The following is a 26,332-nucleotide window of genomic DNA, read 5'->3' as shown; positions in this document are numbered from 1 at the left end:
CATGGAGATCAAAGGCAAAGTATTCATCGTGACCGGCGGCGCTTCGGGACTGGGTGAAGGCACGGCACGCATGCTGGCGCTGCGCGGCGGCACCGTGGTGATTGCGGACATGCAGGCGGACAAAGGCGAAGCCGTGGCGCGAGACATTGGCGGCACCTTTATGCGCTGCGATGTCAGCAGCGAAGCCGACGGCCAGGCCGTGGTAGACAAAGCCGTGTCCTTGGGCAAGCTGATGGGGCTGGTCAACTGCGCCGGCATTGCCCCTGCGGAAAAAACCGTGGGCAAAAATGGCGCGCACTCGCTGGCCTTGTTCAGCAAGACCATCACGGTGAATTTGCTGGGCAGCTTCAACATGATCCGGCTGGCCGCCCAGGCCATGTCCCAAAACACCCCCGAAGTGACTGGCGAGCGCGGCGCGATGATCTCCACGGCGAGCGTGGCAGCCTACGACGGACAAATTGGCCAAGCCGCCTACTCCGCATCCAAAGGCGGCATCGTCGGCATGACCCTGCCCATCGCCCGCGACCTGGCGCGCAACGGCATACGCAACATGACCATCGCCCCCGGCATCTTTGGCACCCCCATGCTGTTCGGCATGCCCCAGGAAGTGCAGGATGCGCTGGCCGCAGGCGTCCCCTTCCCCAGCCGCCTGGGCACGCCGGAAGACTATGCCAAGCTCGCTTTGCACATCTTTGAAAACGACATGCTCAACGGCGAAGTGATCCGCCTGGATGGCGCCATTCGCCTGGCACCTCGTTGAGCCGGAGCAAGGAACCAGAGCACACAAACGCTATACATTTCATAGCACCTCACGCTTATTCCTCAAACACCGGTGGCATATTTGGCATCAAACCCGCCAAACGGTGCCTGGTGAGGCTTCACGCCACGCTGAACACTCGGCAGGCACCACCACCTGCCCGCCGCGCTGACAACGCGGCGGTTCTGTTTTGGCCAGGCGCTTGCCCAAGCCCCTGCTCCCCGCCTCTCACCCCGCGACGGAGTGGCCTCGCACCAAAAGCTGTTCCAAGGCGGCCGCTGGCACAGGGCGGCTGAAGTGGTAGCCCTGCCCCGTGTCGCAACCCAAGCCCAAAAGCAGGTCGCTCTGCGCGGCCGTTTCCACGCCCTCGGCGATGGTCTCGAGGCCCAGGCTTTGCGCCAGGCCAATGATGGCGCGCACGATGTGGGGCGCACTAGGGTCGTCGCCCAGGTGGCGCACAAATGACTGGTCGATCTTGAGCTTATGCACCTTGAGGCGCTGGATGTAGCTGAACGACGAGTACCCGGTCCCAAAGTCGTCGATGGACAGCTGCACGCCCAGGTCATACAGCTGCTGCACGATGGCAATCACCTGTTCTGGCGCATCCATGGCAATGCCCTCGGTCAGCTCCAGCTCCAGCATCTGCGGCGGCACCTCGCTGTCGGCCAGTGCGCGGCCCACCATGTCCACCAGGCCCGGGTGACGGAACTGCACCATCGACAGGTTCACCGCCACCACCAGCTCGGTGTGGCCCGCATCGCGCCATTGCCGCGCCTGGGCCAGCGCGGTGCGCAGTACCCACTCGCCCATGCCCAGAATCTGGCCGCTGCTTTCAGCCACCGGGATGAACTCGGCCGGGCCGACGGCACCCAGCTCAGGGTGAGTCCACCGCAGCAAGGCCTCCACCCCCACCAGTTGATGGTCCTTCAGCCGAATTTGCGGCTGGTAGTGCAGCGTCAGTTGCCCCTGCACCAGGGCACTGCGCAGGGCGTTCTCGATCTTCAGCACCCGGAGCGACTGCGCCTGCATGTCTGCCGAGAAAAAACGGTAGGTATCGCGCCCAGACTCTTTGGCACGGAACATGGCGGCATCGGCACGCTGGGCCAGGGTTTCAAAGTCGCTGCCGTCCTCTGGGTACATCGCAATCCCGATCGACGATGTCACCACCAACTCGTGGTGTTGCAGCTTGCAGATGCGCCGCACCTGCGCTTGCAGCCCGTCGGCCACGTGGGCCGCCTGCTGGGCATCGGTGAGCGGCAGCACGATGACGAATTCGTCCCCACCCTGCCGGGACACCGTGTCTTCATCGCGCACCACCGACTGCAAGCGCTGCGCAATCTCGACCAGCAGCCCGTCGCCCACCTGGTGGCCCAGCGAGTCGTTCACGTTCTTGAAGTGGTCCAGGTCCAGGTACAACAAGGCCAGCTGATGGCCGCTGCGCTGCGTCAATGCAAGGGCCTGGCTGAAACGGGAGGCAAACATCGTGCGGTTGGGCAAGCCGGTCAGCGCATCAAAGTTGATCAGCTTGCGAATCCGCTCCTCGTCACGCCTGCGTTCTGTCACGTCCTCCTGCACAGCCAGGTAGTGGGTGATGCGGCCCTGCTCGTCCAGCAGGGGCGAGATGATGGCGGACTCGTTGTACTCGCCGCCACCCTTGCGGCGGTTCACAAACTCACCGCGCCAAGGACGGCCAGAGGTCAAATGGGCCCACAGGTCGGCATACACACTCGCAGGTGTGGCGCCCGCGCTCAGCAGGCGTGGGTTGCGGCCAATCACCTCCTCGGGGCTGTAGCCCGTCGTGGCGGTGAATGCAGGGTTCACGTATTCGATGTTGCCGTCGGCGCCTGCAATGAAGATGGAGTTGGGCGCCTGCTCCACGGCATGGCGCAACTTGCGCAAGGTGTCCAGCATCTGCACCCGCTGGGAGATGTCACGCGACAGCACCACAAAGTGATCGTCTGCGTCATCGTCCATCACCTTGCGCGCCACGGACAGCTCAAACCAGTGCGGGCCATCCGGCAAGTCCAGCACATACTGAAAATCACGGGCCAGGCCGTGCTCAGCCGCCGCATCGATCGCAGCCTGCGCCACGGCCGCCGCTGCTGGGGGCAGGATGTCGTGGATCGACCGGCCCATCACCTCGCTGGCCGGCATCAGCAGCAACTCGGGCTGGCGCGTATGGATCTGCACGTAACGGCCATCGCGGGTCACTTCAAACATCAGGTCGGGCACCGCATCCAGCACGGCACGCATGGCCTTGTCGGACTGCTTGAGCACCCGGTATGGCGCCTCGATGGTGCCCACAAAGATGGCCCGATAGAGGTAGTAGTACCCCACCACCTTGTACAAATGGCCCAGCAGATTGAAGGGGTCGGTCGCGATGACGTAGAACGTGAAAAAGAACTCGCTCAGGGCCATCACCCACACGGCAGCGAAGAGCCTGGCCACATCAAAGGCGGCACGCTCCCGCGCCCAGCGAAGCAACAGCACCAGCGACGCTGCATACAAGGCGACCACACCGTATTCGGAGGCGATCTTGAACCGTGTCAGCCCTTGGGCATCGTAAGTCTGCGGGTACCACTGCGGAAACCAGAAAACGATGGCATGGACAACAGCCACCACGGCCAAGACCAAGACCACCACCGCAAACCTGCCGGGGCCTGGATCGGCAACATCACCCGGCTCACGCCAATGCAACGCCACTGCGCCCAGAAGCGTCAACGCCCCCAAATACCGGGCGGGCAACCAGAAATTGATCCCCTTGGCCACCGAATTGGGCGTGATGTAGTCCGGCATGCCGGCAAAGGACAGCATGTGCGAAAAATCCAGGACCGCCACCCCCAAAAAACCGCAGGCCAGAAGAAGGACGTTCCGCTGGGGATTTAAGCTGTGCGCCTTCCACCCCACCGCAAACACCAACGCCGACACGGCAATGGACAGCGTCTCCAGCACTTGGTGCAATGTGAGGTAATGGCCCACACGCTGTGGAGTTGCCACCGAAAAATAGGCCCAGGCTGCAATCACTCCACCCGTCAACAGGTAGAGCACCGGGGCTACCGCTTTGAAGCTGGCCAAGTGTTGTGGGTGAATCTGCAACCGAAGAAGGTTCATGGGCGCCTGATGGTCTCTGAGAGCCACCTGAGCGGTGCGGTGGCATGCAGACGATTCTTGCACAGGCCTCACCACTTGTAACAAACCTGGCCACAACCATACGGTTCAAGCGCGGCTTTCGTGGCCTGCGGGTCAGTTAAGTCATTCATCAAGGCATAAAAAAACCGCTGCAGCCTTTCGACTACAGCGGTTTATGCTTGGCGGAGTGGACGGGACTCGAACCCGCGACCCCCGGCGTGACAGGCCGGTATTCTAACCAACTGAACTACCACTCCTGGTAGATAGCTTTTGCTTGTATCTCTGACACAAGCCAAGCGCTACAACTTGGCGACCCCACGGGGATTCGAACCCCGGTACTCACCGTGAAAGGGTGATGTCCTAGGCCTCTAGACGATGGGGTCAAAACCTTGGAACTAACCGAACTGATACTGACAAATTTGGTGGAGGTAAACGGGATCGAACCGATGACCTCTTGCATGCCATGCAAGCGCTCTCCCAGCTGAGCTATACCCCCACGGAACTTCAATTGCTTGAAGACCCAGCCTGAATGACTTCAGGCCCTGGATTTGGCGGAGTGGACGGGACTCGAACCCGCGACCCCCGGCGTGACAGGCCGGTATTCTAACCAACTGAACTACCACTCCTGGTAGATAGCTTTTGCTTGTATCTCTGACACAAGCCAAGCGCTACAACTTGGCGACCCCACGGGGATTCGAACCCCGGTACTCACCGTGAAAGGGTGATGTCCTAGGCCTCTAGACGATGGGGTCAAAACCTTGGAACTAACCGAACTGACACTGACAAATTTGGTGGAGGTAAACGGGATCGAACCGATGACCTCTTGCATGCCATGCAAGCGCTCTCCCAGCTGAGCTATACCCCCTTAATGGCTTTGACTTAAATCTAAGTCATCGTCATCACAGCCTTGAATTATATACAGATATTTAGCGGTTTTGCAAACGTGCGAGAACTTTTTCGCGGCCAACCAGTTCAAGCACGGCGTCCACAGAAGGCGTATGGGCAGTACCCACGGTCAACACCCGCACTGGCATGGCCAGTTGAGGCATCTTGAGGCCCTGCTCTGCCAACGTGGCTTTGAACGCAGCACTGATGGAAGCCTTGTCCCATGCACAAGCAGCCAGGGCTGCAGCCAGGGAATCCAGGGCCGCAAAAATGGCGGGGGTCACATGCTGCTCCATTTCAGCAGCTTGCGGCTTGACATCGCCATAAAAGACAAAGGCCCAGTCCGCCAAAGCCACGGTGGTGTCGCAACGGTCCTTGAACAAACCACAAATGCGAGGCAAGCGACCGTCGTCCAGTGCCGACCGATCAATGCCGCGTTGAACCAACTGCTCTGCCACCAAAACGGCCAACGCCTCGTCTGCGGTTGCCTTGATGTGCTGCGCGTTCACCCAGCGCAGCTTGGCATCGTCAAACTGTGCTGCACTGCGGCCCAGATGGTCCAGGTTGAACCATTGCAAAAACTGCTCACGGCTGAAAATTTCATCGTCGCCATGGCTCCAGCCCAGGCGGGCCAGGTAATTGATCATGGCCTCGGGCAGATACCCTTCGTCGCGGTACTGCGTCACTGGCTTGGCGCCATTGCGCTTGCTCATCTTCTCGCCCTGCTCGTTGAGCACGGTAGGCAAATGCGCATACACCGGCGGCTCAGTCCCCAAAGCACGGAAGATATTGATCTGGCGCGGCGTGTTGTTCACGTGGTCATCGCCTCGGATCACGTGGGTAATTGCCATGTCGATATCGTCCACTACGACGCAAAAGTTGTAAGTGGGGGTGCCATCGGGGCGTGCAATCACCAAATCGTCGAGTTCGTCGTTGCGGATCTCGATGCGACCTTTGACCTTGTCATCCCAAGCAACCACGCCATCTTTGGGATTGCGAAACCGCAGCACAGGCAGAACACCTTCAGGGATCGCAGGCAGTGTTTTGCCTTCCTCAGGGCGCCACGTACCGTCGTAACGGGGTTTTTCCTTGGCAGCCATCTGGCCCTCACGCAGTGCATCCAGCTCGGCCACACTCATGTAGCAAGGGTATACATCCCCTTTCGCCAGCATTTGGGCCAGCACGGCCTTGTAACGGTCCATGCGCTGCATTTGATAGAACGGCCCCTCGTCGGGCTCCATACCCAGCCACTGCATGCCCTCCAGGATGACGTCCACCGCCGCTTGGCTGGAGCGCTCCACGTCCGTATCTTCGATGCGCAAAATGAAATCCCCACCAGTGGCGCGCGCAAACGCCCAGGGGTACAGCGCAGAGCGAATATTTCCCAAATGGATAAACCCAGTGGGAGAAGGAGCAAAGCGGGTGCGCACGCGTGCAACGTTGGTTTCTGTCATGGCAATAGGGGTGAGCCAACGCGAAGTGTGCCGCGCAGCTCAGGGGTAAATCAATAAATCAAAGGGCTCGGCCACCCAATAAAGGAAGGGCGGCCAAAGGGAGATCAGGCTTCCTGGGCGTTGGGCAAAGCAAGCCGAGAGGTGTCCTCCTCCCCCTCCTCAGCCCCCACGCGACCTTCATTGAGGCGCGCAATGTCTTCTGCAGTGATGTCGCCGGTGACGTATACGCCATCAAAGCAAGATGCATCAAAGCCAGAGATGGCGCTATTGAGCGACCCCACGGCCCGCTTCATAGCCTCCACATCCTGGTAAATCAGCGCATCACAGCCGATGGCCTGGCGAATCTCTTCGACCGTGCGACCGTGGGCCACCAACTCCTTGCTGGTGGGCATATCGATGCCGTACACGTTGGGATAACGCACCGGGGGGGCTGCACTGGCCAGATACACCTTGCGGGCGCCGGCATCGCGCGCCATTTGAACGATTTCGCGCGAGGTGGTACCACGAACGATGGAGTCATCTACCAACAGCACGTTGCGGCCCTTGAACTCGCTACCGATCACGTTGAGTTTTTGGCGCACTGACTTTTTGCGAATACCTTGCCCCGGCATGATGAAGGTACGTCCCACATAGCGATTTTTCACAAAACCTTCGCGGTACGGAATGCCCAGCAAATGGGCCAGTTGTGTGGCGCTGGGGCGGCTCGACTCAGGAATGGGAATGATCACGTCAATCTCATTGGGCGGCACGGTGGAGACCACCCGCTTGGCAAGAGCCTCACCCAAATTCAGGCGCGCTTGGTAGACGGAAATTCCATCCAGCACCGAGTCAGGCCGGGCCAAATAGACAAACTCAAAAATACAAGGATTCAACTGTGGTGCCTGAGCGCACTGACGCGAGTGCACCGTACCGTCCAGGGTGATGAAAACCGCCTCGCCAGGTTCAATGTTGCGTTCGAACACCTGCGAGGTGCCCTCCAGCGCCACAGACTCGCTGCCCACCATCACCGTTCCGTCCTGGCTTCGGCCCATCGCCAGGGGGCGAATGCCATGGGGATCGCGGAATGCCAACAATCCGTGACCCGCAATCAACGCGATCACAGCATACGAGCCCTTGATACGCTGGTGCACAGCGCGTACCGCGGTAAAAACATCCTCGGGTTGCAGTGGCACACCTCGGGTTGCGCGCTCCAGCTCATGGGCAAAAACATTGAGCAGCACCTCGGAGTCGCTCTCGGTGTTGGTGTGCCGATGGTCCGTCTGAAACAGCTCTGTGCGCAAGGTCTGCGCATTGGTCAGATTGCCGTTGTGCACCAACACAATGCCGAAAGGTGCATTGACGTAAAAGGGCTGTGCCTCTTCTTCACTGTAGGCATTGCCCGCTGTGGGATAGCGCACCTGACCCAAACCCACATTGCCAGGCAAGGCGCGCATGTTGCGAGTGCGGAATACGTCGCGCACCATGCCCTTGGCTTTGTGCATAAAAAATTTGCGGCCTTGCTGGGTCACGATGCCAGCAGCATCTTGCCCACGGTGCTGCAAAAGCAACAAAGCGTCATAGATCAGTTGATTGACCGGCGCAGTACTGACAACACCAACGATTCCACACATAGTTTTATTCCATCCGATTGCAGAGGGTTCTGCACAAAGCAATTTTCATGGGCGAGTTGCAGGCACGCACTCGCTCATTCCGACAAAGGAAGCAGGCTTCCAAATTTCTGCGGCAGCACAGGCTTTAAAACACCGAGCGCCTCACTCAACACAGGTGCCGACAAAGAAGCAGCCCACCAAGGTTCATCACGCAAAGGCGTCAAGCCCACCAACACAGCAACGGCCAGCAGCAGCACACCGCCGCGTGCCAAGCCGAATCCAGCCCCTAAAACCCTGTCTGCTGGGCGCAGTCCAATCGCCTCCACCAGCTTCTTGGCGAGCCACGCAATAAATCCACAAGCAAACACCGCAGCAATGAACACAACGGCAAACCCACTGGCATAGCTCAGGGCGCTATCGGCATCTGCAATAGGCAGCATGCGCCCCACATCCGCGGCAAACCACTGCGCCACAAAAAACGCTGCCACCCACCCTGCCAAGGAGAGCAACTCAAACACCAGACCACGCCACGCGCCGATCAGCAACGAGGCCGTCAATATGCCGACAAAAATCCAATCCAGAGCATGCATGAAGCAATCAGCGACCGAACAGACTTACAACGTCAGCACGGAGGCCGACAAATCCAGTCCCTTGATGCGCGCAGCAGCCTTTTCCGCCTCCGCACGGCTGGCGTATGGGCCTACACGGACACGGGTTCTTTTTCCATCTTTGGCATCGACGACCTGGGTGTATGTTTTGAGCCCCGCACGCTCCAGCTTGAGGCGCACCTCTTTCGCCTTATCGGCATCGGCAAAAGCGCCGACCTGCACAATGAAACGCTCATCATCCGTGCGATCGGGCGCTGCAGGCGGCCGCACCTCTGCTGCAGACTTGCTTCGCGCCCCATCTTCTGTCTTGGCTGGTTTGACCGCCGTAGCACCCGCGCTCTTCGCTTCAGGCTTCGGCGCAGGAGAGGCGGCAGAGCTAGCCTTGGGTGCACTACGGCTGCTGTGGCTGGAAACAACAATTTCCTCGCCATCGCCCAGTGTGGCACTCGCGGCCACCCGCTCCGCACCTGCTCGGCTTTGGGCACCACCAGACGCCGCAACATTGCTGGGCTTCGCCTGATCGGCATCGCTTTGCCGCACCGGCACCACCAAAGGCGCCACTTTGCCGCGATCAGGAATTTCTATGGGAACGTCTACAGGGATGGGCCTTGGCTGCGTGTCAAACAACAAGGGGAAACCCACAACCCCGAGTAACACCAGCACGGCCGCCCCCATCAAGCGATGCCGGGCGCGGCGCCGCATCACTTCGATGCTCTCGGCCTGGGGAGAACGGCTGCGTTTGGTCGGTTTGTCGGCTGGATCACTTTGACCGGGCCACCGAAACTTGAAAAATGCCATGGGGAAAAAGACTCGTGTGGACCTTATGCGCCCAGATGTTTGGCGTTCAGGCGAGGAGTTCCGTTCACAAGAACCCCGCCCACTGTGTAGAACGAGCCAAAGACCACAATTCTATCAGCCGGGTCTGCCGCATCGACAGCGGCCTGCAGGGCATGCAGCGGATCCGCGAACGCGCTAGATGACACATCCTTGCGACCACCCGCGACCATCTGCACGGCATTCCATTTTTGCAACAGCTCCGCCCCCGTCAATGCCCGGGGCGTTGGAAGACCTGTGAAATACCAGCGATCCACCAATGGCCCAATTTTGGCCAGCATCGGACCCAGGTCTTTGTCAGCCATGGCACCAAACACTGCGTGGGTCACAGGAAAGTAACCCATTGCATCCAAATTGGCCGTGAGCGCCGCCACAGAGTGCGGATTGTGAGCAACATCCAACACCAACGTGGGCTGACCAGGAACAATTTGAAAACGCCCCGGCAAATCAACCATCGCCATCCCATTGCGTACCGCTTGCGCAGTCACCGGGAGCCGATCCCTGAGAGCCTCATAGGCGGCCAACACCCCCGCTGCATTGACCAATTGATTGGCGCCTCTCAAGGCAGGATAGGCCAACCCAGCGTACCGACGCCCTCTTCCCGCCCAACTCCATTGCTGCTTGTCGCCGGCTACGTTGAAATCATGGCCGACGCGCCAAAGATCAGCCCCAATCTCCCTCGCATGATCGACAACACTCTGGGGAGCCATCGGGTCACTCACGATGGCAGGGCGACCGGTGCGCATGATTCCGGCTTTTTCACGACCAATCGTTTCCCTGTCCGGCCCCAGGTACTCGATGTGATCAATATCGATGCTGGTGATGATGGCGCAGTCGGCATCAATGATGTTGGTCGCATCCAGACGCCCGCCCAGACCTACCTCCAGAATGGCAACATCCAGCAAGGCTTGGCTCATCAACCGCAAAATCGCCAAGGTCGTGAATTCAAAGTAGGTGAGAGATATCTCACTTCCGCCCATCGTGCGAGCGGCTTCTACCGCTTCAAAATGGACCAGCAAATCGTTGGCGCCCACGATTTCCCCGTGGACACGACACCGCTCCTGGAAATGAACCAAGTGGGGTGAGGTGTAAACCCCCGTGCGGTAGCCTGCCTGGAGTGCAACCGCCTCCAGCATGGCGCAGGTGGAACCCTTGCCATTGGTGCCCGCCACGGTAATGACAGGACACTCAAATTTCAACGACATCCGGTGCGCAACCTCACGGACGCGCTCCAGGCCCATATCGATACCGACGGGGTGCAGCTGCTCGCAATGACGGAGCCAGCCTTCCAGTGTTTGGGGAATGGTGTGCATACGCAGCCAATTGTCGCCCAGCCTGTGCATGGGGCATGATTTGCCCATGAAACAACCTCAAATCACCCTGTACGGCATTCCAAACTGCGACACAGTCAAAAAAGCCAGGGCTTGGCTGACCACCCATGGCCTTGAGCACCAATTCCACGACTTCAAAAAAGAGGGAGTATCCGCAGAGCGACTTGCCACTTGGTGCAGCGCTGCTGGCCTGGACAAGGTACTCAACCGCAAGGGAACCACTTGGCGCGGACTCACTCCTACCCAACAGGAAAGTGCTGGCCAACTGGAGCATGCACTGGCCCTGATGCAAGCAAACACAAGCCTGATCAAACGCCCAATCGTCGAATGGGGTAGCGAAACCGAGGCGCAACTTACAGTCGGTTTTTCGCCAGAGACTTGGATGAAACACATTCAACCCGGCGCCAAGTGAAGTGGGGCCCGGCCATTTGCAAGCGCCGTGGCTGGTGGCTATTGCGCAGTGAAATGTGAAAAATCACATGGTTTTTACCTAACTTCACATTTCTAGCCCTCAAAACGACGGGGCGGCACTAAACTTTTTGAGCGCATCGTGCGTTGTATGTGCTCACAGACAGGAGCTTCCCATGAAAAAAACCGCCATCGTTACAGCACTTGTAATCTGCGCACTCCCTGCGTTCGCACAAGAGCAGGGACGCGTCCTCTCTTCCACCCCCATCGTTCAGCAAGTCGGCATACCACAACAGGTGTGCGGCAACGAGACCGTATACAGCGGCTCACGCAATACGGGCGCGGGTGCCGTTATGGGCGCTATCGCAGGCGGGGCTGCAGGCAATGCCATCGGCAAGGGCCATGGCAGAACGGCAGCCACCGCATTGGGCGTGATTGGCGGCGCAGTGCTTGGCAACCAGATTGAGGGAAGCGGCCAACCCCAATACCAAAATGTGCAGCGCTGCACCACTGAAACCTACTACGAGAACCGCACTGTGGGCTACAACGTGCTCTACGAGTACGCAGGCCGCCAGTACACCACCCGTACGCAAAATGACCCCGGCGCCTGGATTCCCTTGAGCGTGCAACCGCAAAACGGTCAAAGCTATTCCACACAGCCCAGCGGTTACAGCCAATATGGATCAGGCAACACCTATGTGCAGCCTGGTGTCGTCACTTCCACCTACCCCGCACCAGCAGCCTACGTAACGCCGCCCGTCACGGTTATCGAGTATGGCTACATCGATGGCCGCCGCCCTTACTACCCGCCGCATCATGGCAACCCTTATTGGAGATAACTCCGATTTGGGACAAACCAAAGAGCCCTGAGGGGCTCTTTTTTCATGGCCTCACGAGAGTTTGAGTTGGGTGGCACCTGAAACGAATCGCTCCATAGGCCCTCTGGCCTAAAATCAAAAGTTGAATTCTTTTTGCACACACGACCATGACCACCCAAACTATCGACGGTGTGACCGTCAACACCCAGGCCAATGTGTACTTTGACGGTAAGTGCGTGAGCCACGGCATCACCCTGGCAGATGGCACCAAAAAATCGGTGGGCGTGGTGCTGCCAGCCACGTTGACGTTCAATACCGGCGCACCAGAAATCATGGAATGCGTCGCTGGCTCCTGCGAATACAAGCTGGACGGGACGGACACTTGGATTCCATCCAATCCAGGCGAGAAATTCAGCATCCCTGGCAACTCGAAGTTTGACATCCGCGTCACCGAGTCGTACCACTACATCTGCCACTTCGGCTAATTCCTGCAACCGCACCCCCCCCAGCACATGGCCACCATTCTTCAAAATCTGCCGACAGGGCAAAAAGTCGGCATCGCCTTTTCAGGCGGCCTCGATACCAGTGCGGCCCTGCACTGGATGAAGCTCAAGGGCGCCGTCCCTTACGCCTACACCGCAAACCTCGGACAGCCCGATGAGCCGGACTACGACGCTATTCCTCGTAAAGCCATGGAATATGGCGCCGAAAAGGCCCGCTTGGTCGATTGCCGCTTGCAATTGGCCCATGAAGGGATTGCAGCCCTCCAGGCTGGCGCTTTCCACATCTCCACAGGCGGTCTGATTTACTTCAACACCACCCCCCTGGGCCGTGCCGTCACCGGCACCATGCTGGTGGCAGCCATGAAGGAAGACGATGTCAACATCTGGGGAGATGGCTCCACCTTCAAGGGCAATGACATTGAGCGCTTCTATCGCTATGGTCTGCTGACCAACCCGTCTCTGCGAATCTACAAGCCCTGGCTGGACCAACTGTTCATCGACGAACTGGGCGGTCGTGCTGAAATGTCCGCGTTCATGACCAAGGCTGGCTTTGGCTACAAGATGAGCGCGGAAAAGGCTTACAGCACCGACAGCAATATGCTGGGTGCCACGCATGAAGCCAAGGATCTGGAGTTCCTGAACAGCGGCATCCGCATCGTCAACCCGATCATGGGGGTTGCTTTCTGGAAAGACGAAGTCGAAGTCAAGCGCGAAGAGGTTTCGGTGCGCTTTGAAGAAGGCCAGCCCGTTGCTCTCAACGGCGTGGAATTCAGCGACCCTGTTGATCTGATTTTGGAAGCCAACCGCATCGGCGGGCGGCATGGTCTGGGCATGAGTGACCAGATCGAAAACCGCATCATTGAAGCCAAGAGCCGCGGTATCTACGAAGCCCCGGGCCTGGCACTGTTGCACATTGCCTATGAGCGCCTGGTCACAGGCATTCACAACGAAGACACCATTGAGCAATACCGCATGAACGGCCTCAAGCTAGGCCGACTGCTGTACCAAGGCCGCTGGTTTGACCCACAGGCCATCATGCTGCGTGAGACAGCCCAGCGCTGGGTGGCTCGCGCCGTCACCGGCACGGTGACGCTGGAACTGCGCCGTGGCAACGACTATTCGCTGCTCAACACCGAAAGCCCAAACCTCACCTACGCTCCAGAACGTTTGTCGATGGAAAAGGTGGAAGATGCGCCGTTCTCCCCACTCGACCGCATCGGTCAGTTGACTATGCGCAATCTGGACATTTCGGACACCCGCGACAAGCTGGGCGTTTACTCTCGAGCAGGGCTGCTGCTGCCAGGTTCGCAAAACGATCTGCTGACCCTGACTTCAGGACAAAAATAACGCGGTGATTGCACCTAAAAAAACGGCCCTCATTTTGAGGGCGTTTTTTTGCCCAAAATAATCATTTAAATCATTTTTGCCATAAAATATTGATCACATTTCATTCCACTCATTGGAGGTCAGCCATGCAGTCCATTTCTTTGCTGTCTAGATGGCTCATAAAAATTGCAGCGGCGTCATTCATTGCGATGCCTGTCTGGGCACTACAGCCCCCCTCCGGCGAAGTCATTCTGACCATTTCAGGAAAAATTGACGATGCCAACCGGGAGAACACAGCGGTATTTGACCTGGACATGCTGCAAAAACTGCCCCAGCAGACCTTTGTGACCAAGACGCCTTGGGACAAAAACCCCACCAAGTTCACAGGCCCCCTCCTCCGCGATGTACTGGGAGCCGTAAAGTCCAGCGGAAAAACGCTGACAGCCTTGGCCTTGAACGACTACAAAACGACCATCCCCGCTGAAGATGCGGCGTTGTTCGATGTCATCATCGCCCACCGCATCGACGACATGCCCATCTCTGTTCGTACCAAGGGGCCGCTGTTCATCATCTACCCGTTTGACTCCAAGCCAGAGCTGAAGTCATCCAAATACTACGGCCGCTCTGCCTGGCAGCTGAAATCCATCAAAGTCGACTGATCCCATCGATGCCAGCTCGCCGCACCAACCAGCGTTACCTGTTGTGGCTTGCGCTGGGCACCATATTGATGGCAGCAGCCATGGCTGTTTTGCTTGTGCTGCAGCTCACGCAACAGCAAGCCATTCGCAAAAGTGGGGATTTGCGTAGCGACTCGATCACTGCACTCACGTTCCAATTGGAACGCGAGTTTTTGCGCCTTCGGCAGTCGATGGAGCTGGCTTCACGGAGCAAACCACCTCTGGCCCTGGATGAGTTGCGGCTGCGCAGCGATATTTTTGCCAGTCGCTTTCAGCTGATGCACGACACACCAAGTACCACGGCCTTGCAAGAGAGGGAGGAGTACACCAAAGTCATGCCCCGGCTTGAGGCTTTGGTGACGCAAGTGGATCGTCTGCTACAGAACGGTCATAGCCCTCAACCGCACGAGCTGCGCCCACTGCTTGCCGAGCTCAATGAACTGGGGCCGGATGTGCAGGAATTGACGATGGCGGCCACGAGCCATATCGCAGGGCTACTGGAAGAGCAAGAGTCCACCATGCTCACCCAAGGTCAGCAAATCATGGCTCTGATCTTTGCCCAGTTGGTCCTTCTGCTACTCGCCGCAGGTGCCTTGGCGTGGCGCCAAACCAGGCAAGAGCAAGAACGCATTGCCCTGCAGACGCTGACAGATAACCTTCGGGCTGCGAACAATGCGGCAGAAGAAGCCAACCGAGGAAAAAGCCAGTTTTTGGCCAACATGAGCCATGAATTGCGCACCCCCTTCAATGGCGTTTTGGGCATGTTGACGCTGCTGGAACGCACCCGCCTGGACGGCAGCCAGCGAGAATATGTCTACACGGCCCGCAACTCAGCAGATCACCTGCTGTCCCTGTTGAATGACATTCTCGACGTCTCTGCCATGGAGTCCGGCAAGATGGGCATCCACCCCATCGCCATCCCACTGCAGCCCTTGGTAGACAGCATTGATCAACTCATGCGCCCACTGGCAAGCCAAAAAGGGCTGGGCTTTGCCATCCACACAGCGGCAGACCTTCCCGCATGGGTGGAAGCCGACGGCACCCGCCTCAAGCAGATTGTTCTCAACCTGGTGACCAACGCCATCAAGTTCAGTGACAGCGGCGCAGTGACGGTGAAAATAGGACGCGCTCCTCAAGCCACAACGGGCAACGAAGGTATTTACCTGTTGCAGCTGGAAGTAGCGGACCAAGGCATCGGTATGGATGCAGCGACCTTGTCCCGCTTATTCGAGCGGTTCACCCAAGGAGATGCAAGCACATCCCGGCGTTTCGGGGGAACAGGCCTGGGGCTGGAAATTTCTCGCAACCTGGCTCGGCGCATGGGGGGCGACATCACAGTCCAGAGCGCGGAGGGCCATGGCAGCACATTCACCGTCACACTCCCCTTGCTGGAGGCTGCCCCACCCAATGCAGCCACTCAGCCCAGCGAAATGCCAGCACCGTTCCAACCAGAGCTGACGGGGCTGGACGTCCTGGTGGCCGATGACCAGATGGTCAACAGAAAGTACATGGGAGCGCTGCTCATCAGCATGGGGCACCACCCAAGATTTGCAGATAACGGAGAACAGGCCTGTCTTGAGATTCAGAAAAAGCCACCAGACTTGGTACTGATGGACTTGCACATGCCGATCATGGATGGATTCCAGGCCACTCAGCAAATTCGCCAGTGGCCCCAATTTACCAAGGTACCCATCGTCGCCTTGACCGCAGACGTGTTTGCAGAAACCCGCCAGCGGGCCAACGATGTGGGGATGAATGCGTTCATCAGCAAGCCCGTGAGCGTGGACACGATCCAGTCCCTGCTTGCAGACATGTTCTCTGCCAACGAGAAAAGCGCCCCTGCCACATCCTCTGTAGCGGACCTTCAGGAAGCGCCCTGCGCCCCCACAGCATCCGCAGAGCCCGAGGCACCAAAACCCGCCGCCCAACGAGCCCCACGCCGACGCTTTCGCTCCGGGGATGTCACGGCACATATCAACATGCCCATGGTGGGAGAGGTCTGCATCGGCGTGAACGTTCAAGGTTACCGATCTCTGCTGCAAGGCTATTTCAGCGATGAATCAGGCAGTCTCGACGCGTTGTTGCAAGCCTTGCAAGAGGGAAAACCGGAGAGCTTGCGCGCTGCCGCCCATGGGTTCAAAGGTGCCTCTGCCAACCTGGGGTTCCAGAAGCTGGCGGACTTGGCCTTTGAATTGGAAAAACACGAGGAAAACGGCAGAAGCCTTCGAGAGGCACACACGCAGTTGCTCGCGGATTGGGAGATGACCCATGCGCTTTGTCTGCGCATGGGGCTGACCGATGTACAGAATGTGCTCGACCGCCACCGCAACCCACCAGCCACCACCGACAAGACCCCAGCACCCGCCTGACGCCGGGCTAAGAGCCGCTAACAAAACTCCCCTAGCGTCGTTGTCTCGCCTTGTCGTATTGCTTGTACTGCCTGCGGCGCAACGCCTAGCCAGGGCTGCTTCGCTGGGTGTTGCTCGCCACGCTAAATGCAAACGCGTCTGGGTCAAACCACAACAGGTTCAGGCTCCAGTCGAATGCCAAACCGCTCGTACACGCTGGTCTGTATGGCCTTGGCCAGCGTCATCACTTCGCCACCGGTGACGCTGTCTTGCTCCGTACCTCGGTTCACCAGCACCAGCGCCTGCTTCTCGTAGACACCGGCTTTGCCAATCGATTTGCCACGCCAGCCACAGGCATCAATCAACCAGCCAGCGGCCAATTTCACGCTGCCGTCTGGCATGGGGTAGTGCACGATTTTGGGCTCTCTGGCGATGATGTCTGTGCATTGCTCTGGGGTGACCGTCGGGTTCTTGAAGAAGCTACCGGCATTGCCCACTACAGCCGGGTCAGGCAACTTGGCCCGGCGAATCTCGCAGATCCATTCAAAAATCTGCCACGCATCGGGGCTGTCCACGCCCGCTTGCTCCCTGCGGCGCTCTAGGTCCAGATAGCCCAGCACGGGCTGCCAGGGGCGAGGCAAACGAAAACGCACGTGGGTGATCACCGCACGCCCAGCCAGCCCCATGTTGCGCAAATCTGCGCCCTGCACAGCAGGGGTGGAAGCACCGTGCTTGAACACAGAATCACGATACCCAAACGCACATTGCTCGGCCATCAAGGTGAAGGACTGACCCGTGCGCATATCCACTGCGTCAAGCGACTCAAAGCGGTCTTGCAGCTCCACGCCATACGCACCAATGTTTTGCACTGGCGCGGCCCCTACCGTGCCTGGGATCAGCGCCATATTCTCAAGGCCTGGATAACCATTGCGCAGCGTCCACGCCACACAGTCGTGCCACAGCTCACCCGCCCCCGCTTCGACAATCCAGGCCTTTGGGGTCTCTTGCACCAGACGAAAACCCTTGATCTCCATCTTGAGCACCACCGGCTTGACGTCTCCCGTCAGCACGATGTTGCTACCGCCTCCAAGGACAAAGAAGGGGGCATCACACAGCTCAGGCGCTGCGCGCACTTGCAACAAATCAGCCGCGCTCTGGATGCGCACCAGCGACAACGCGCGAGCGGCAATACCGAAGGTGTTCCAGGGCTGTAAAGGGACGTTTTTCTCGACTACCATTGCCAGGATTGTCGCACCGGGGCAACCGTGCGCGACTGCCCCTTTTGTTTTGCCAAGCCAGTGAAAGCCGCTATGCCCTCCTTTGATACCGTTTGTGAAGCCAACCTCGTAGAAGTCAAAAATGCGGTGGAAAACACCGTCAAGGAGATCTCCACACGCTTTGACTTCAAAGGGACCTCCGCCAGCATTGAGATCAAGGACAAAGAGATCACCATGATTGGCGACGCTGAATTTCAGCTCACGCAGATCGAAGACGTTCTTCGCAACAAGCTGACCAAACGCAGCGTGGATGTCCGTTTCCTCGACAAGGGCGACGTGCAAAAAATGGGCGGAGACAAGGTCAAGCAAGTCATCAAGGTGCGCAACGGCATCGAGAGCGAACTGGCCAAGAAGATCCAGAAACTGCTCAAGGACAGCAAGCTCAAGGTGCAAGGCGCCATTCAGGAAGACAAAGTCCGTGTCTCAGGCGCCAAGCGCGATGACCTGCAAGCAGCCATGGCACTCATTCGCAAAGACGTCACAGACGTCCCGCTGTCTTTCGACAATTTCCGCGACTGACACCGCAGATGAAATACACACCGGCACTGGCCTTCTCCCTGGCGCTCGCTCTTCTGAGCCCCACGCTGGCGTCTGCCCAATCGGCGGTCGCCCTGGCAGGCATTTTGGGTGGCAAGGCCTTGCTGGTGGTCAATGGTGGCGCGCCACGCGGTGTAGGCACGGGTGAGAGCCACCAAGGCGTCAAAGTGCTGTCCGTTGGCAAAGAAGAGGCCGTGGTGGAGATCGATGGCACTCGGCGCTCACTGCGCCTGGGCGAGGCACCGGTGAGCGTGGGCAGTGCCTCCGCCGGCAAGCGTGTTGTGCTGGCCGCAGACAGCCGGGGCCATTTCATCAACACTGGCCAGATCAACGGCCAGCACATGCAGTATGTGGTGGACACGGGGGCATCGTCGGTTGCCATTGGCAAGACAGACGCTGACCGCATGGGATTGAAATACCTGCAAGGCCAACCCATGCGCTTGAGCACCGCCAATGGGGTCGCGCAGGGCTGGCGTATCCGACTCGATTCGGTACGCATTGGCGATGTAGAAGTGTTTGGCATTGACGCCGTGGTCACCCCCAACCCATGCCTTATGTGTTGTTGGGCAACAGCTTCCTGGGCCAGTTTCAGATGACCCGCACCAACGATCAAATGGTGCTGGAAAAGCGCAACTGAGCCTCATCACCATGTCGGCCCCCCTGCCCTCAGGCAAACCACACCACGATGGTGAATACGAAGACCTGCTCAGCCTCTGGTCCGACCTGGAGTCAGCGCTCTCGCTACTGCTGTCCAAACCCCTGCTGGTGCAGGACTTTTCAGCAAAGATCCGGCAGCTGGATTTGTGGCTGCAGGACTTGGTGGCGCACGACAACGACGCAGCGCTGTACCTCATGTTTCAACTGGCGGCCACCTCCACCGCAGGCTACAGCGCCTCGCACGCGCTGGTGTGCGCCACGCTGTGCGACATCATGGCCCGCGAGCTGAAGCTGCCTGCCAACGAGCGCGACAGCCTCGTGCGCGCGGCACTCACCATGAACATCGGCATGACAGTCTTGCAGGACGAGCTGGCCGAGCAACGCGAAAAGCCAACGCCACCGCAAAAAGAAGCCATCCAGAGCCACCCCCTGGACAGCCAGGCCCTGCTGGAGCGCGTCTTCATCAACGATCCCTTGTGGCTGGATGTGGTGGGGCAGCACCATGCGCCGATTGCCGATCGGGTGCCGCTGGCCACCCAGGCGCCGCAAGACCGTCTGACCCGCATCCTCGGGACGATTGACCGCTACGCGGCCATGATCAGCCCCCGCAAATCACGCGCTGGCCGCAGTGCCACCGACTCCGTCCGGGCCATTGTGGGCCAGGAGGTTGAACAGCACGATGAAGTGAGTTACGTCCTGGTGCGTGCCATCGGCCTGTGCCCACCAGGCACTTTTGTCCGGCTCGACAACGGCGACACGGCCATTGTTCTGCGCCGCAGCGACAAGGCCAACCACCCGCTGGTCGCCAGCCTGCTAGACCGTGCAGGCCATCACAAACCCCAGCCCATCTTGCACTCCACCGCACTGGGCAAGCCTCGTATTCAGTCAGCGCTGGCGCGCTCCGCCGTGACCGTCGACCTGCACCACCAGACCATGGTGCGGCTGGGCCTCTATGCAGCCCAGCACCACACCGGTATCCACCACCTGGTCACCACACCCGCCACACTCGGATTGCAGTGAGCCCCAGGCATGCATGCCCACCCGAGACGGGGTGGGTAAGGCTCATTTCTTGGATTTGCCCAGTTTCGACTCTTTACCAGCCAGCAGGCGCAAGACGTTCTCACGGTGCCGCCACACCAACAGCAAAGCCATGGCAGCAATAGCCACAGTAATGCTTTGCTCTGCATACCAGACCACGCCATCCAGCAACAGGTACAGCACGGGGGCCAGGATGGCCGCCACCAACGAGGCCAGGGACGAATAGCGGAAGGCCACCGCCACCAGCAGCCAAGTCAGCGCCGTAGCCAAGCCCAGCCAGCCACTGATGCCCACCAACACCCCCAGCGCCGTAGCCACCCCCTTGCCACCCTGAAAGCGGAAAAACACCGGCCACAGATGACCGAGAAACGCGGCCAGGCCCACCAGCGCGATCGTGCCGTCTTCCAGCCCATAGGGCTTGCCAAACCAGCGCACCAGCACCACGGGCACCCAGCCCTTCACAGCATCAAGCAGCAGGGTCACGATGGCGGCCACCTTGCTGCCAGAGCGCAGCACGTTGGTGGCACCCGGGTTTTTGCTGCCGTAGGTGCGCGGGTCGCTCAACCCCATCACGCGGGTCACGATCACGGCAAAAGACAATGAGCCCAGCAAATAGGCAGCCAGGGTGGCAAACAAAGGGTACGCGGCGGTCAAAACAACTCCTTGGGTAGACGCTCCATGCGGGCAAACTCCGCAGGGGCGCAAAAGCAACGCAATACAGCGGCTACAAAAACGGTGGGCAAAAAACGGCTGGTAAAAGCGGCTGGCTATTCTGCCAGCGCGCACTGCACCGTCTTGGCAGACAGCAATTGCACGCACACCTGCGGGTCGATCTGGACCAGAAAGCCCCGGCGCCCGCCGTTGATGGCAATGCGGGGCAAGCCGAGGATCGTCTCTTCGATGTAAACCGGCATGGTGCGCCGCGTCCCAAAAGGTGACGTGCCGCCCACCAGATAACCACTGTGGCGATTGGCCACCTCAGGGGCACAGGGCTCCACCGACTTGGCTCCGATCTGGCGTGCCAGATTCTTGGTGGACACCTTGCGGTTGCCGTGCATCAAAACCACCAGCGGCTTCGCATCCTGGTCCTGCATGATCAAGGTCTTGACCACCGTGAACGGATCGAGCCCGAGCACAGCCGCGCTGTGCTGGGCACCTCCGTGCTCCAGGTATTCATAAGGGTGCTCGGTAAAAGCCACTTTGTTGGCTTTGAGCAGTTGGGTCGCCGGGGTTTCTGAAACGTGATCTCTCTTGGCCATAGTGCAACGCAAGGTAACGCCCAATGGTAACCACCCTGCTGACCCTGCACGGCGCCCCGCACAGGGGCGCGTCCCGGCTCACCCCGCCTTCGCTGTGGCCTTGGCCACTGCGGCCTTCTTACGGCGCCCCACCTTGCGCGTTCCATATTCGCCAATGGCGGCCACCAAAGTCTCGGTGAACGCCCGTACCAAGGCCGACGGCTCACGTCCCTCGGGTGCCAGCACCTGCAGGCGGCGCTGCTGCAACTGGGCCTCCTCAAACGGCACGGCCACCAGGCGCCCGTCTTCCACCCAATGGGCGGCTGTCAGGTAGCCCGCCAGCACCACGTCCAGCCCCTCCAGCAGGGGTAGCAAAGCCGACGAGAAATTGCTCTCGACGGCGGGCGCATAGCGCAATCCCTGCACGGTGCAACTCAAATCAAACAACTGTCGCCCGGTGATGCTGGCACCGCCCATGAGCAGCGGGTAGGCCACCACATCGGCCACGCGCACGCTGCGCTGACGGGCCAGCGGGTGGCCCGGCACCACCACGGCATACACCGGGGCCACGGCCGAGTGCAGCACCTGCAGCCCTTTGTCGGGCGCCAGGCTGTACTTGAGGGCCAGGTCCACCTCCCCCCGCAGCAGCAAGGCCGAGGCGTCCTGCGGCACCACCACCTGCAGCTGCATCTGCACCGAGGGGTGCTGCGCCCGGAAAGCCGACATCACGCGGGGCAAGAACCCCACCGCGAAGCCCTCGGTACACGCCACGCGCACCTGCTGCGCCTGCTGGGTGGCCAAATCCTGCAACTGCTGCACCAACCCGTGGGATTGCGCCTCTTGCGCATTGACATGCGCCAGCAGCCGCGCACCTGCGGCCGTCAGGGCCATGCCACGGGGCTGGCGCTCGAACAGCGGCACACCCACCGAGTCTTCGAGCTTGGCCAACTGGCGACTCACCGCCGACGCTGCCACATGCAAGCGCTGCGCCGCCTGGTTGACCGAGCCCGTGCGCGCCACCTCAAAGAAATACCGCAAAGGCAAACTGAAGAGTGAGAACTGCATGACCATCCTTTGCCCAAAATCGGCGCCATATTGCGTTGCAATAAAGGCAACACTTTTTTGCCTATTCTCTATGAATCAGAACGAATAGCAGGCGCCCATCTTGCGTGTTTCAAGGCTCCAATTGCCATATAGCCTAGAGGGCTGCGCCTTCCTCGCCACCACCCCAGGAGCCATTCCATGAAACGCCGCGCCTCACTCACCCTTTTGCTCGCCACCTGTGGCGCCCTGGCCGCTATGGCCAGCAGCGCGCAGCAGCCCAACAGTGCAGCCAGTGCCTCCACGGCCTGGCCGCAACGCCCCATCCGCCTGGTGGTGCCGTTTCCGCCCGGCGGCGGCACCGATGCCGTGGCTCGGGCCCTGGCGCAAAAGCTGGCCACCCGCCTGGGCAGCCCCGTGGTGGTAGACAACAAACCCGGTGCCTCCACCATCATCGGCACCGAAAGCGTGGTCAAGGCCGAACCCGACGGCTACACCCTGCTGGTGTCTGGCTCCACCAGCTACACCGTCAACGCCGCCCTGCGGCCCAAACTGCCGTACGACCCGCTCAAAGACCTGGCCCCCGTCGCCATCGTGGCCAAGGCGCCGCTGGTGATCGTGGTCAATGCCAGCTCGCCCCACAAAGACCTTGCCTCGCTGCTGGCAGCGGCCAAGGCGGCGCCCAAAACCATCAACTACGCCACGTTTGGCTCGGGCTCTGCGCCGCACCTGGTGGGTGCCCTGCTGGAGCAAGCCGCTGGCGTGCGCCTGCAAGACGTGCCCTACCGTGGCAGTGCCCAGGCCATGATGGGCCTGATTGGCGGCGAGATTCAGCTCGCCATCGACACCGTGGCCAGCGCTGCGCCGCATGTGCGATCGGGCAAGCTGCGCGCCCTGGCGATTGCGGGCAATGACCGCTCGCGGGCGCTGCCAACTGTGCCCACCGTGCAAGAGCTGAAGATGCCCGATGCTGCCTTTGACGGCTGGTACGCCATTGCGGCCCCGGCACGCACCCCGGCCGCCATCCTGGCCAAGCTGCAAAAAGAAGTGGACGCCAGCATGCGCGACACAGGCCTGCAAGAGCAGGTGCGCAACCAGGGCATGGAACCCGTGTTCATCGGCCCCAAGCCCATGGCCGCCGCCATGGAGGCCGAAATTGGCCGTTACCGCGCCCTGGCGCACCGCGCACAAATCGCAGTGGAGTAAACCCCCATGAGCAGAGAACAACTGATCCGCAGCGTGCAGCAGCACTTTGACGGTGGCGCCTTTGCCACCGACCTGGCCCGCCGCGTGGCCTGGCGCACCGAAAGCGACACGGGCACCGTGCCGCCTGAGCTGCACACCTACCTGACCGAAGAGATGGTGCCCAGCCTGCACGCCCTGGACTTTGACTGCCAGGTGATCGACAACCCAGACCCCAAGGGCGGCCCCCTGCTGTTGGCCCGCCGGGTGGAAGACCCTGCTCTGCCCACCGTGCTCACCTACGGCCACGGCGACGTGGTCAACGGCCAGGAAAGCGGGTGGCGCGAAGGCCTCTCGCCCTGGGCGCTGACGCAAGAGGGCGACCGCTGGTACGGCCGAGGCACCGCCGACAACAAGGGCCAGCACACCGTGGTGCTGACGGCCCTGGCGCACGCCCTGCAAGCCCGGGACGGCCAACTGGGCTACAACATCACCGTGCTGCTGGAGATGGGCGAAGAAGCAGGCTCGCCCGGCCTGGCCCGCTTTTGCGCAGACCACCGCGAAGCCCTGCACGCCGACCTGTTCGTGGCCAGCGATGGCCCACGCATCAATGTGGAGCGGCCCACCCTGTTCCTGGGCTCGCGCGGGGCCCTCAATTTCTCGCTGACCGTGCGCAGCCGTGACAAGGCCTACCACTCAGGCAACTGGGGCGGCGTGCTGGCCAACCCGGCCACCGTGCTCAGCCATGCGCTGGCCAGCATGGTCGATGCGCACGGGCGCATTCTGGTGCCCGGCCTGCTGCCTGCTGGCGTGCCCGACAAGCTGCGCGCCGCACTCAAGGACGTGGCCATTGGCACAGGCGCGGACGACCCCACCCTCACCCCTGGCTGGGGCGAGCCGGGCCTGACGCCCGCCGAGCAACTGGTAGGCTGGAACACGCTGGAGGTGTTGGCCCTGGGTTCGGGCAATGCGCAGCGGCCCATCAACGCCATCCCTTCGCAAGCCGTGGCGCACTGCCAGCTGCGCTTTGTGGTGGGCACCGACTGGAAGAACGTGCAGGCCACGCTGCGCCAGCACCTGGACGCCCACGGTTTCGGGGAGGTCGAAATCACCATGGGCATGGTGTGCGGCGCCACGCGGCTGGACCTGGACAACCCCTGGGTGGACTGGACCCTGGCCAGCATGGAACGCAGCGCAGGCCAAAGCGCCACACTGCTGCCCAACCTGGCAGGCTCACTGCCCAACGACATCTTTGCCGACCAGCTGGGCCTGCCCACGCTGTGGATTCCCCACTCCTACCCCGCCTGCGCGCAGCATGCACCCAACGAGCATTTGCTGGGCTCCGTCGCCCGCGAAGGACTGGCCGTGATGGCCGGGCTGTTCTGGGACCTGGGCGAGCCCGCAGGCGTGCCGTGGAAAGAAGGCGCGCTGAACACAACCACCAGCGCCTGAAAGTAGCACGGCCCGGCCAGTGCCCCCGAGCAAGGGCCGCCCCGCCGCGCTGGGGGCGTCCCCCTGGGGGATGGCGCGAAGCGACTCAGGGGGCTTCACAGTGCAGGGTCGCGCACTTCCCAGCGAATGGCATCAATGGCCTGCAGCACCTCGGGCGACAGCGTGGTGCCCCAGGCGTTCAGGTCTTCGTCCAGCTGCGCCACCGACGTCACGCCGATGATGGTGCTGGCCACCTGCCACTTGGTGTAGCAAAACGCCAGCGCCAGCTGCGTGGGCGTGAGGGCGTTGTCGCGCGCGAGCTGGTTGTAGCGGCGGGCGGCGGCCAGCGCCTCGGGGCGGCCCCAGCGCTGTTTGCGCACCGACTCGTAGCTGGCAATGCGCGCGCCTTGGGGGGCGTTGGGGCCGGTAATGCCGCTCTCGTCGTACTTGCCCGTCAGCAGCCCAAAGCCCAGGGGCGAGTAGGCCAGCAGCGACACGTTCAGCCGATGGCAGGTTTCGTCGAGTGCGTTTTCCCAGGTGCGGTTGATGAGGCAGTACGGGTTCTGCACCGTGGCCACGCGCGGCAGACCGTGCTGCTCGGCCAGGCGCACAAATTCGTGCACACCATAGGGGGTCTCGTTCGACAGGCCGATGTACCGCACCTTACCCGCCTTCACCAGCTTGGCCAGCGTCTCCAGCTGCTCGTGGATGGGCGTTTGCGAGGTTTCCTTGGTAGGGTCGTAGTACACCGTGCCAAAGGCGGGCACGTGGCGCTCGGGCCAGTGGATCTGGTAGAGGTCAATCACATCGGTCTGCAGGCGACGCAGGCTGGCCTCGCACGACGCCACGATGTCAGCGGGCGTCATGCCCTTGCCCTCGCGCACCCAGGGCATGCCGCGCGAGGGGCCCGCCACCTTGGTGGCCAGCACCAGCTTTTGGCGGGCTCCGGGGTTTTTGGCAAACCAGTTGCCGATGATGGTTTCGGTGGCCCCAAAGGTCTCGGCCTTGGCAGGCACCGAGTACATCTCGGCCGTGTCGATGAAGTTGACGCCCCGTGCCAGCGAGTGGCTAAGGATGGCGTGGGAATCGGCTTCGCTGACCTGTTCACCAAAGGTCATGGTGCCCAGGCAGATGGGGGTGACTTGAAGATCGCTGTGTCCGAGCTGAATGGCTTTCATGGGGTCTCCGTTGGCAAGCCTGCCAGTTTACGGTGTGGCCATATTTGCTGCTGGCATCAGCTTATGCGCCGGGGCGCGGTGCGTGG

22 protein-coding genes, 6 tRNA genes and 1 pseudogene are annotated in these 26,332 nt (G+C 60.5%); 12 read left to right on the top strand and 17 right to left on the bottom strand.

Features of this window, described 5'->3' with window-relative positions; translation table 11 throughout:
- The first annotated feature begins 1 nt into the window (after window position 1).
- Window positions 2–760 carry a 3-hydroxyacyl-CoA dehydrogenase gene (locus EAG14_RS07455; RefSeq protein WP_099655941.1) on the top strand — a complete coding sequence of 253 codons (759 nt, stop codon included), beginning with the start codon at window positions 2–4 and terminating at the stop codon, window positions 758–760.
- Between the two features lie 225 nt (window positions 761–985).
- On the opposite strand, the gene EAG14_RS07450 is transcribed toward EAG14_RS07455, so the two are convergent.
- The 12 genes from EAG14_RS07450 to folC form a co-directional block, all read right to left on the bottom strand.
- A complete protein-coding gene (locus EAG14_RS07450) occupies window positions 986–3,868 on the bottom strand; it encodes an EAL domain-containing protein (RefSeq protein WP_121728486.1) in 2,883 nt (960 codons plus the stop codon).
- A 198-nt stretch (window positions 3,869–4,066) separates the two neighbouring features.
- Window positions 4,067–4,143, bottom strand: a tRNA-Asp gene (locus tag EAG14_RS07445).
- A 50-nt stretch (window positions 4,144–4,193) separates the two neighbouring features.
- Window positions 4,194–4,269 (bottom strand) — tRNA-Glu (locus tag EAG14_RS07440).
- Between the two features lie 37 nt (window positions 4,270–4,306).
- A tRNA-Ala gene (locus EAG14_RS07435) sits at window positions 4,307–4,382 on the bottom strand.
- 53 nt (window positions 4,383–4,435) lie between these two features.
- A tRNA-Asp gene (locus EAG14_RS07430) sits at window positions 4,436–4,512 on the bottom strand.
- Between the two features lie 50 nt (window positions 4,513–4,562).
- Window positions 4,563–4,638 (bottom strand) — tRNA-Glu (locus tag EAG14_RS07425).
- A 37-nt stretch (window positions 4,639–4,675) separates the two neighbouring features.
- Window positions 4,676–4,751, bottom strand: a tRNA-Ala gene (locus EAG14_RS07420).
- 61 nt (window positions 4,752–4,812) lie between these two features.
- Entirely contained in the window at window positions 4,813–6,225 is a 1,413-nt protein-coding gene (gltX, locus tag EAG14_RS07415; protein WP_121728485.1) for a glutamate--tRNA ligase, read from the bottom strand.
- A 104-nt stretch (window positions 6,226–6,329) separates the two neighbouring features.
- Window positions 6,330–7,835, bottom strand: a complete 1,506-nt coding sequence (purF, locus tag EAG14_RS07410) for an amidophosphoribosyltransferase (RefSeq protein WP_099655944.1) — start codon at window positions 7,833–7,835, stop codon at window positions 6,330–6,332.
- A 74-nt stretch (window positions 7,836–7,909) separates the two neighbouring features.
- Window positions 7,910–8,404, bottom strand: a complete 495-nt coding sequence (locus EAG14_RS07405) for a CvpA family protein (protein ID WP_099655945.1) — start codon at window positions 8,402–8,404, stop codon at window positions 7,910–7,912.
- Window positions 8,405–8,428: 24 nt separating this feature from the next.
- Window positions 8,429–9,220 carry an SPOR domain-containing protein gene (locus tag EAG14_RS07400; RefSeq protein ID WP_099741533.1) on the bottom strand — a complete coding sequence of 264 codons (792 nt, stop codon included), beginning with the start codon at window positions 9,218–9,220 and terminating at the stop codon, window positions 8,429–8,431.
- A gap of 23 nt (window positions 9,221–9,243) precedes the next feature.
- Window positions 9,244–10,569: a bifunctional tetrahydrofolate synthase/dihydrofolate synthase gene (folC, locus tag EAG14_RS07395; RefSeq protein ID WP_099743497.1), complete on the bottom strand. Its 1,326-nt coding sequence runs from the start codon at window positions 10,567–10,569 to the stop codon at window positions 9,244–9,246.
- Window positions 10,570–10,615: 46 nt separating this feature from the next.
- Here folC and EAG14_RS07390 point away from each other — a divergent pair, with 46 nt between their 5' ends.
- From EAG14_RS07390 to EAG14_RS07365, 6 genes are all read left to right on the top strand, one after another.
- Window positions 10,616–10,999, top strand: coding sequence for an arsenate reductase (locus EAG14_RS07390; RefSeq protein ID WP_099743499.1), 384 nt, complete (start codon window positions 10,616–10,618; stop codon window positions 10,997–10,999).
- A 172-nt stretch (window positions 11,000–11,171) separates the two neighbouring features.
- Window positions 11,172–11,834 (top strand): glycine zipper 2TM domain-containing protein, encoded by a 663-nt coding sequence (locus EAG14_RS07385; RefSeq protein ID WP_099655948.1) that lies wholly within the window; start codon window positions 11,172–11,174, stop codon window positions 11,832–11,834.
- Window positions 11,835–11,980: 146 nt separating this feature from the next.
- On the top strand, window positions 11,981–12,298 hold the full coding sequence (locus EAG14_RS07380) for a pyrimidine/purine nucleoside phosphorylase (protein WP_099655949.1): 318 nt from the start codon (window positions 11,981–11,983) through the stop codon (window positions 12,296–12,298).
- Window positions 12,299–12,325: 27 nt separating this feature from the next.
- Entirely contained in the window at window positions 12,326–13,663 is a 1,338-nt protein-coding gene (gene argG, locus EAG14_RS07375; RefSeq protein WP_121728484.1) for an argininosuccinate synthase, read from the top strand.
- 125 nt (window positions 13,664–13,788) lie between these two features.
- On the top strand, window positions 13,789–14,301 hold the full coding sequence (locus tag EAG14_RS07370) for a hypothetical protein (protein ID WP_233194923.1): 513 nt from the start codon (window positions 13,789–13,791) through the stop codon (window positions 14,299–14,301).
- 8 nt (window positions 14,302–14,309) lie between these two features.
- Window positions 14,310–16,688, top strand: coding sequence for an ATP-binding protein (locus tag EAG14_RS07365; protein WP_121728483.1), 2,379 nt, complete (start codon window positions 14,310–14,312; stop codon window positions 16,686–16,688).
- 143 nt (window positions 16,689–16,831) lie between these two features.
- Here EAG14_RS07365 and murB read toward each other — a convergent pair whose 3' ends face one another.
- Window positions 16,832–17,905, bottom strand: coding sequence for a UDP-N-acetylmuramate dehydrogenase (gene murB, locus EAG14_RS07360; RefSeq protein WP_121728482.1), 1,074 nt, complete (start codon window positions 17,903–17,905; stop codon window positions 16,832–16,834).
- 72 nt (window positions 17,906–17,977) lie between these two features.
- Between murB and EAG14_RS07355 the strand changes: the two genes are divergently transcribed.
- The 3 genes and pseudogenes from EAG14_RS07355 (at window position 17,978) to EAG14_RS07345 (ending at window position 20,158) form a co-directional block, all read left to right on the top strand.
- Complete coding sequence (locus EAG14_RS07355; RefSeq protein ID WP_099655954.1) at window positions 17,978–18,463, top strand: YajQ family cyclic di-GMP-binding protein; 486 nt, start codon at window positions 17,978–17,980, stop codon at window positions 18,461–18,463.
- 8 nt (window positions 18,464–18,471) lie between these two features.
- Window positions 18,472–19,118, top strand: a pseudogene (locus EAG14_RS07350) (TIGR02281 family clan AA aspartic protease).
- An 11-nt stretch (window positions 19,119–19,129) separates the two neighbouring features.
- Window positions 19,130–20,158 (top strand): HD-GYP domain-containing protein, encoded by a 1,029-nt coding sequence (locus EAG14_RS07345; protein ID WP_099655956.1) that lies wholly within the window; start codon window positions 19,130–19,132, stop codon window positions 20,156–20,158.
- A 42-nt stretch (window positions 20,159–20,200) separates the two neighbouring features.
- Here EAG14_RS07345 and plsY read toward each other — a convergent pair whose 3' ends face one another.
- From plsY to EAG14_RS07330, 3 genes are all read right to left on the bottom strand, one after another.
- Window positions 20,201–20,830 (bottom strand): glycerol-3-phosphate 1-O-acyltransferase PlsY, encoded by a 630-nt coding sequence (gene plsY, locus EAG14_RS07340; protein WP_099655957.1) that lies wholly within the window; start codon window positions 20,828–20,830, stop codon window positions 20,201–20,203.
- A 113-nt stretch (window positions 20,831–20,943) separates the two neighbouring features.
- Window positions 20,944–21,435 (bottom strand): Cys-tRNA(Pro) deacylase, encoded by a 492-nt coding sequence (gene ybaK, locus EAG14_RS07335; RefSeq protein ID WP_099655958.1) that lies wholly within the window; start codon window positions 21,433–21,435, stop codon window positions 20,944–20,946.
- A 78-nt stretch (window positions 21,436–21,513) separates the two neighbouring features.
- Window positions 21,514–22,479: a LysR family transcriptional regulator gene (locus EAG14_RS07330; RefSeq protein WP_099658701.1), complete on the bottom strand. Its 966-nt coding sequence runs from the start codon at window positions 22,477–22,479 to the stop codon at window positions 21,514–21,516.
- A 177-nt stretch (window positions 22,480–22,656) separates the two neighbouring features.
- Here EAG14_RS07330 and EAG14_RS07325 point away from each other — a divergent pair, with 177 nt between their 5' ends.
- Entirely contained in the window at window positions 22,657–23,661 is a 1,005-nt protein-coding gene (locus EAG14_RS07325; protein ID WP_121728481.1) for a tripartite tricarboxylate transporter substrate binding protein, read from the top strand.
- Window positions 23,662–23,667: 6 nt separating this feature from the next.
- On the top strand, window positions 23,668–25,089 hold the full coding sequence (locus EAG14_RS07320; RefSeq protein ID WP_121728480.1) for a M20 family metallopeptidase: 1,422 nt from the start codon (window positions 23,668–23,670) through the stop codon (window positions 25,087–25,089).
- 95 nt (window positions 25,090–25,184) lie between these two features.
- On the opposite strand, the gene EAG14_RS07315 is transcribed toward EAG14_RS07320, so the two are convergent.
- Window positions 25,185–26,246 carry an aldo/keto reductase gene (locus tag EAG14_RS07315; protein ID WP_121728479.1) on the bottom strand — a complete coding sequence of 354 codons (1,062 nt, stop codon included), beginning with the start codon at window positions 26,244–26,246 and terminating at the stop codon, window positions 25,185–25,187.
- Window positions 26,247–26,332 lie beyond the last annotated feature (86 nt).

The sequence above is a fragment of the Acidovorax sp. 1608163 genome, from assembly GCF_003669015.1.
Classification (GTDB): Bacteria; Pseudomonadota; Gammaproteobacteria; order Burkholderiales; family Burkholderiaceae_C; genus Acidovorax.
Note: the sequence above shows the minus strand (reverse complement) of the source record. Positions and strands in the feature narration are given on the sequence as shown.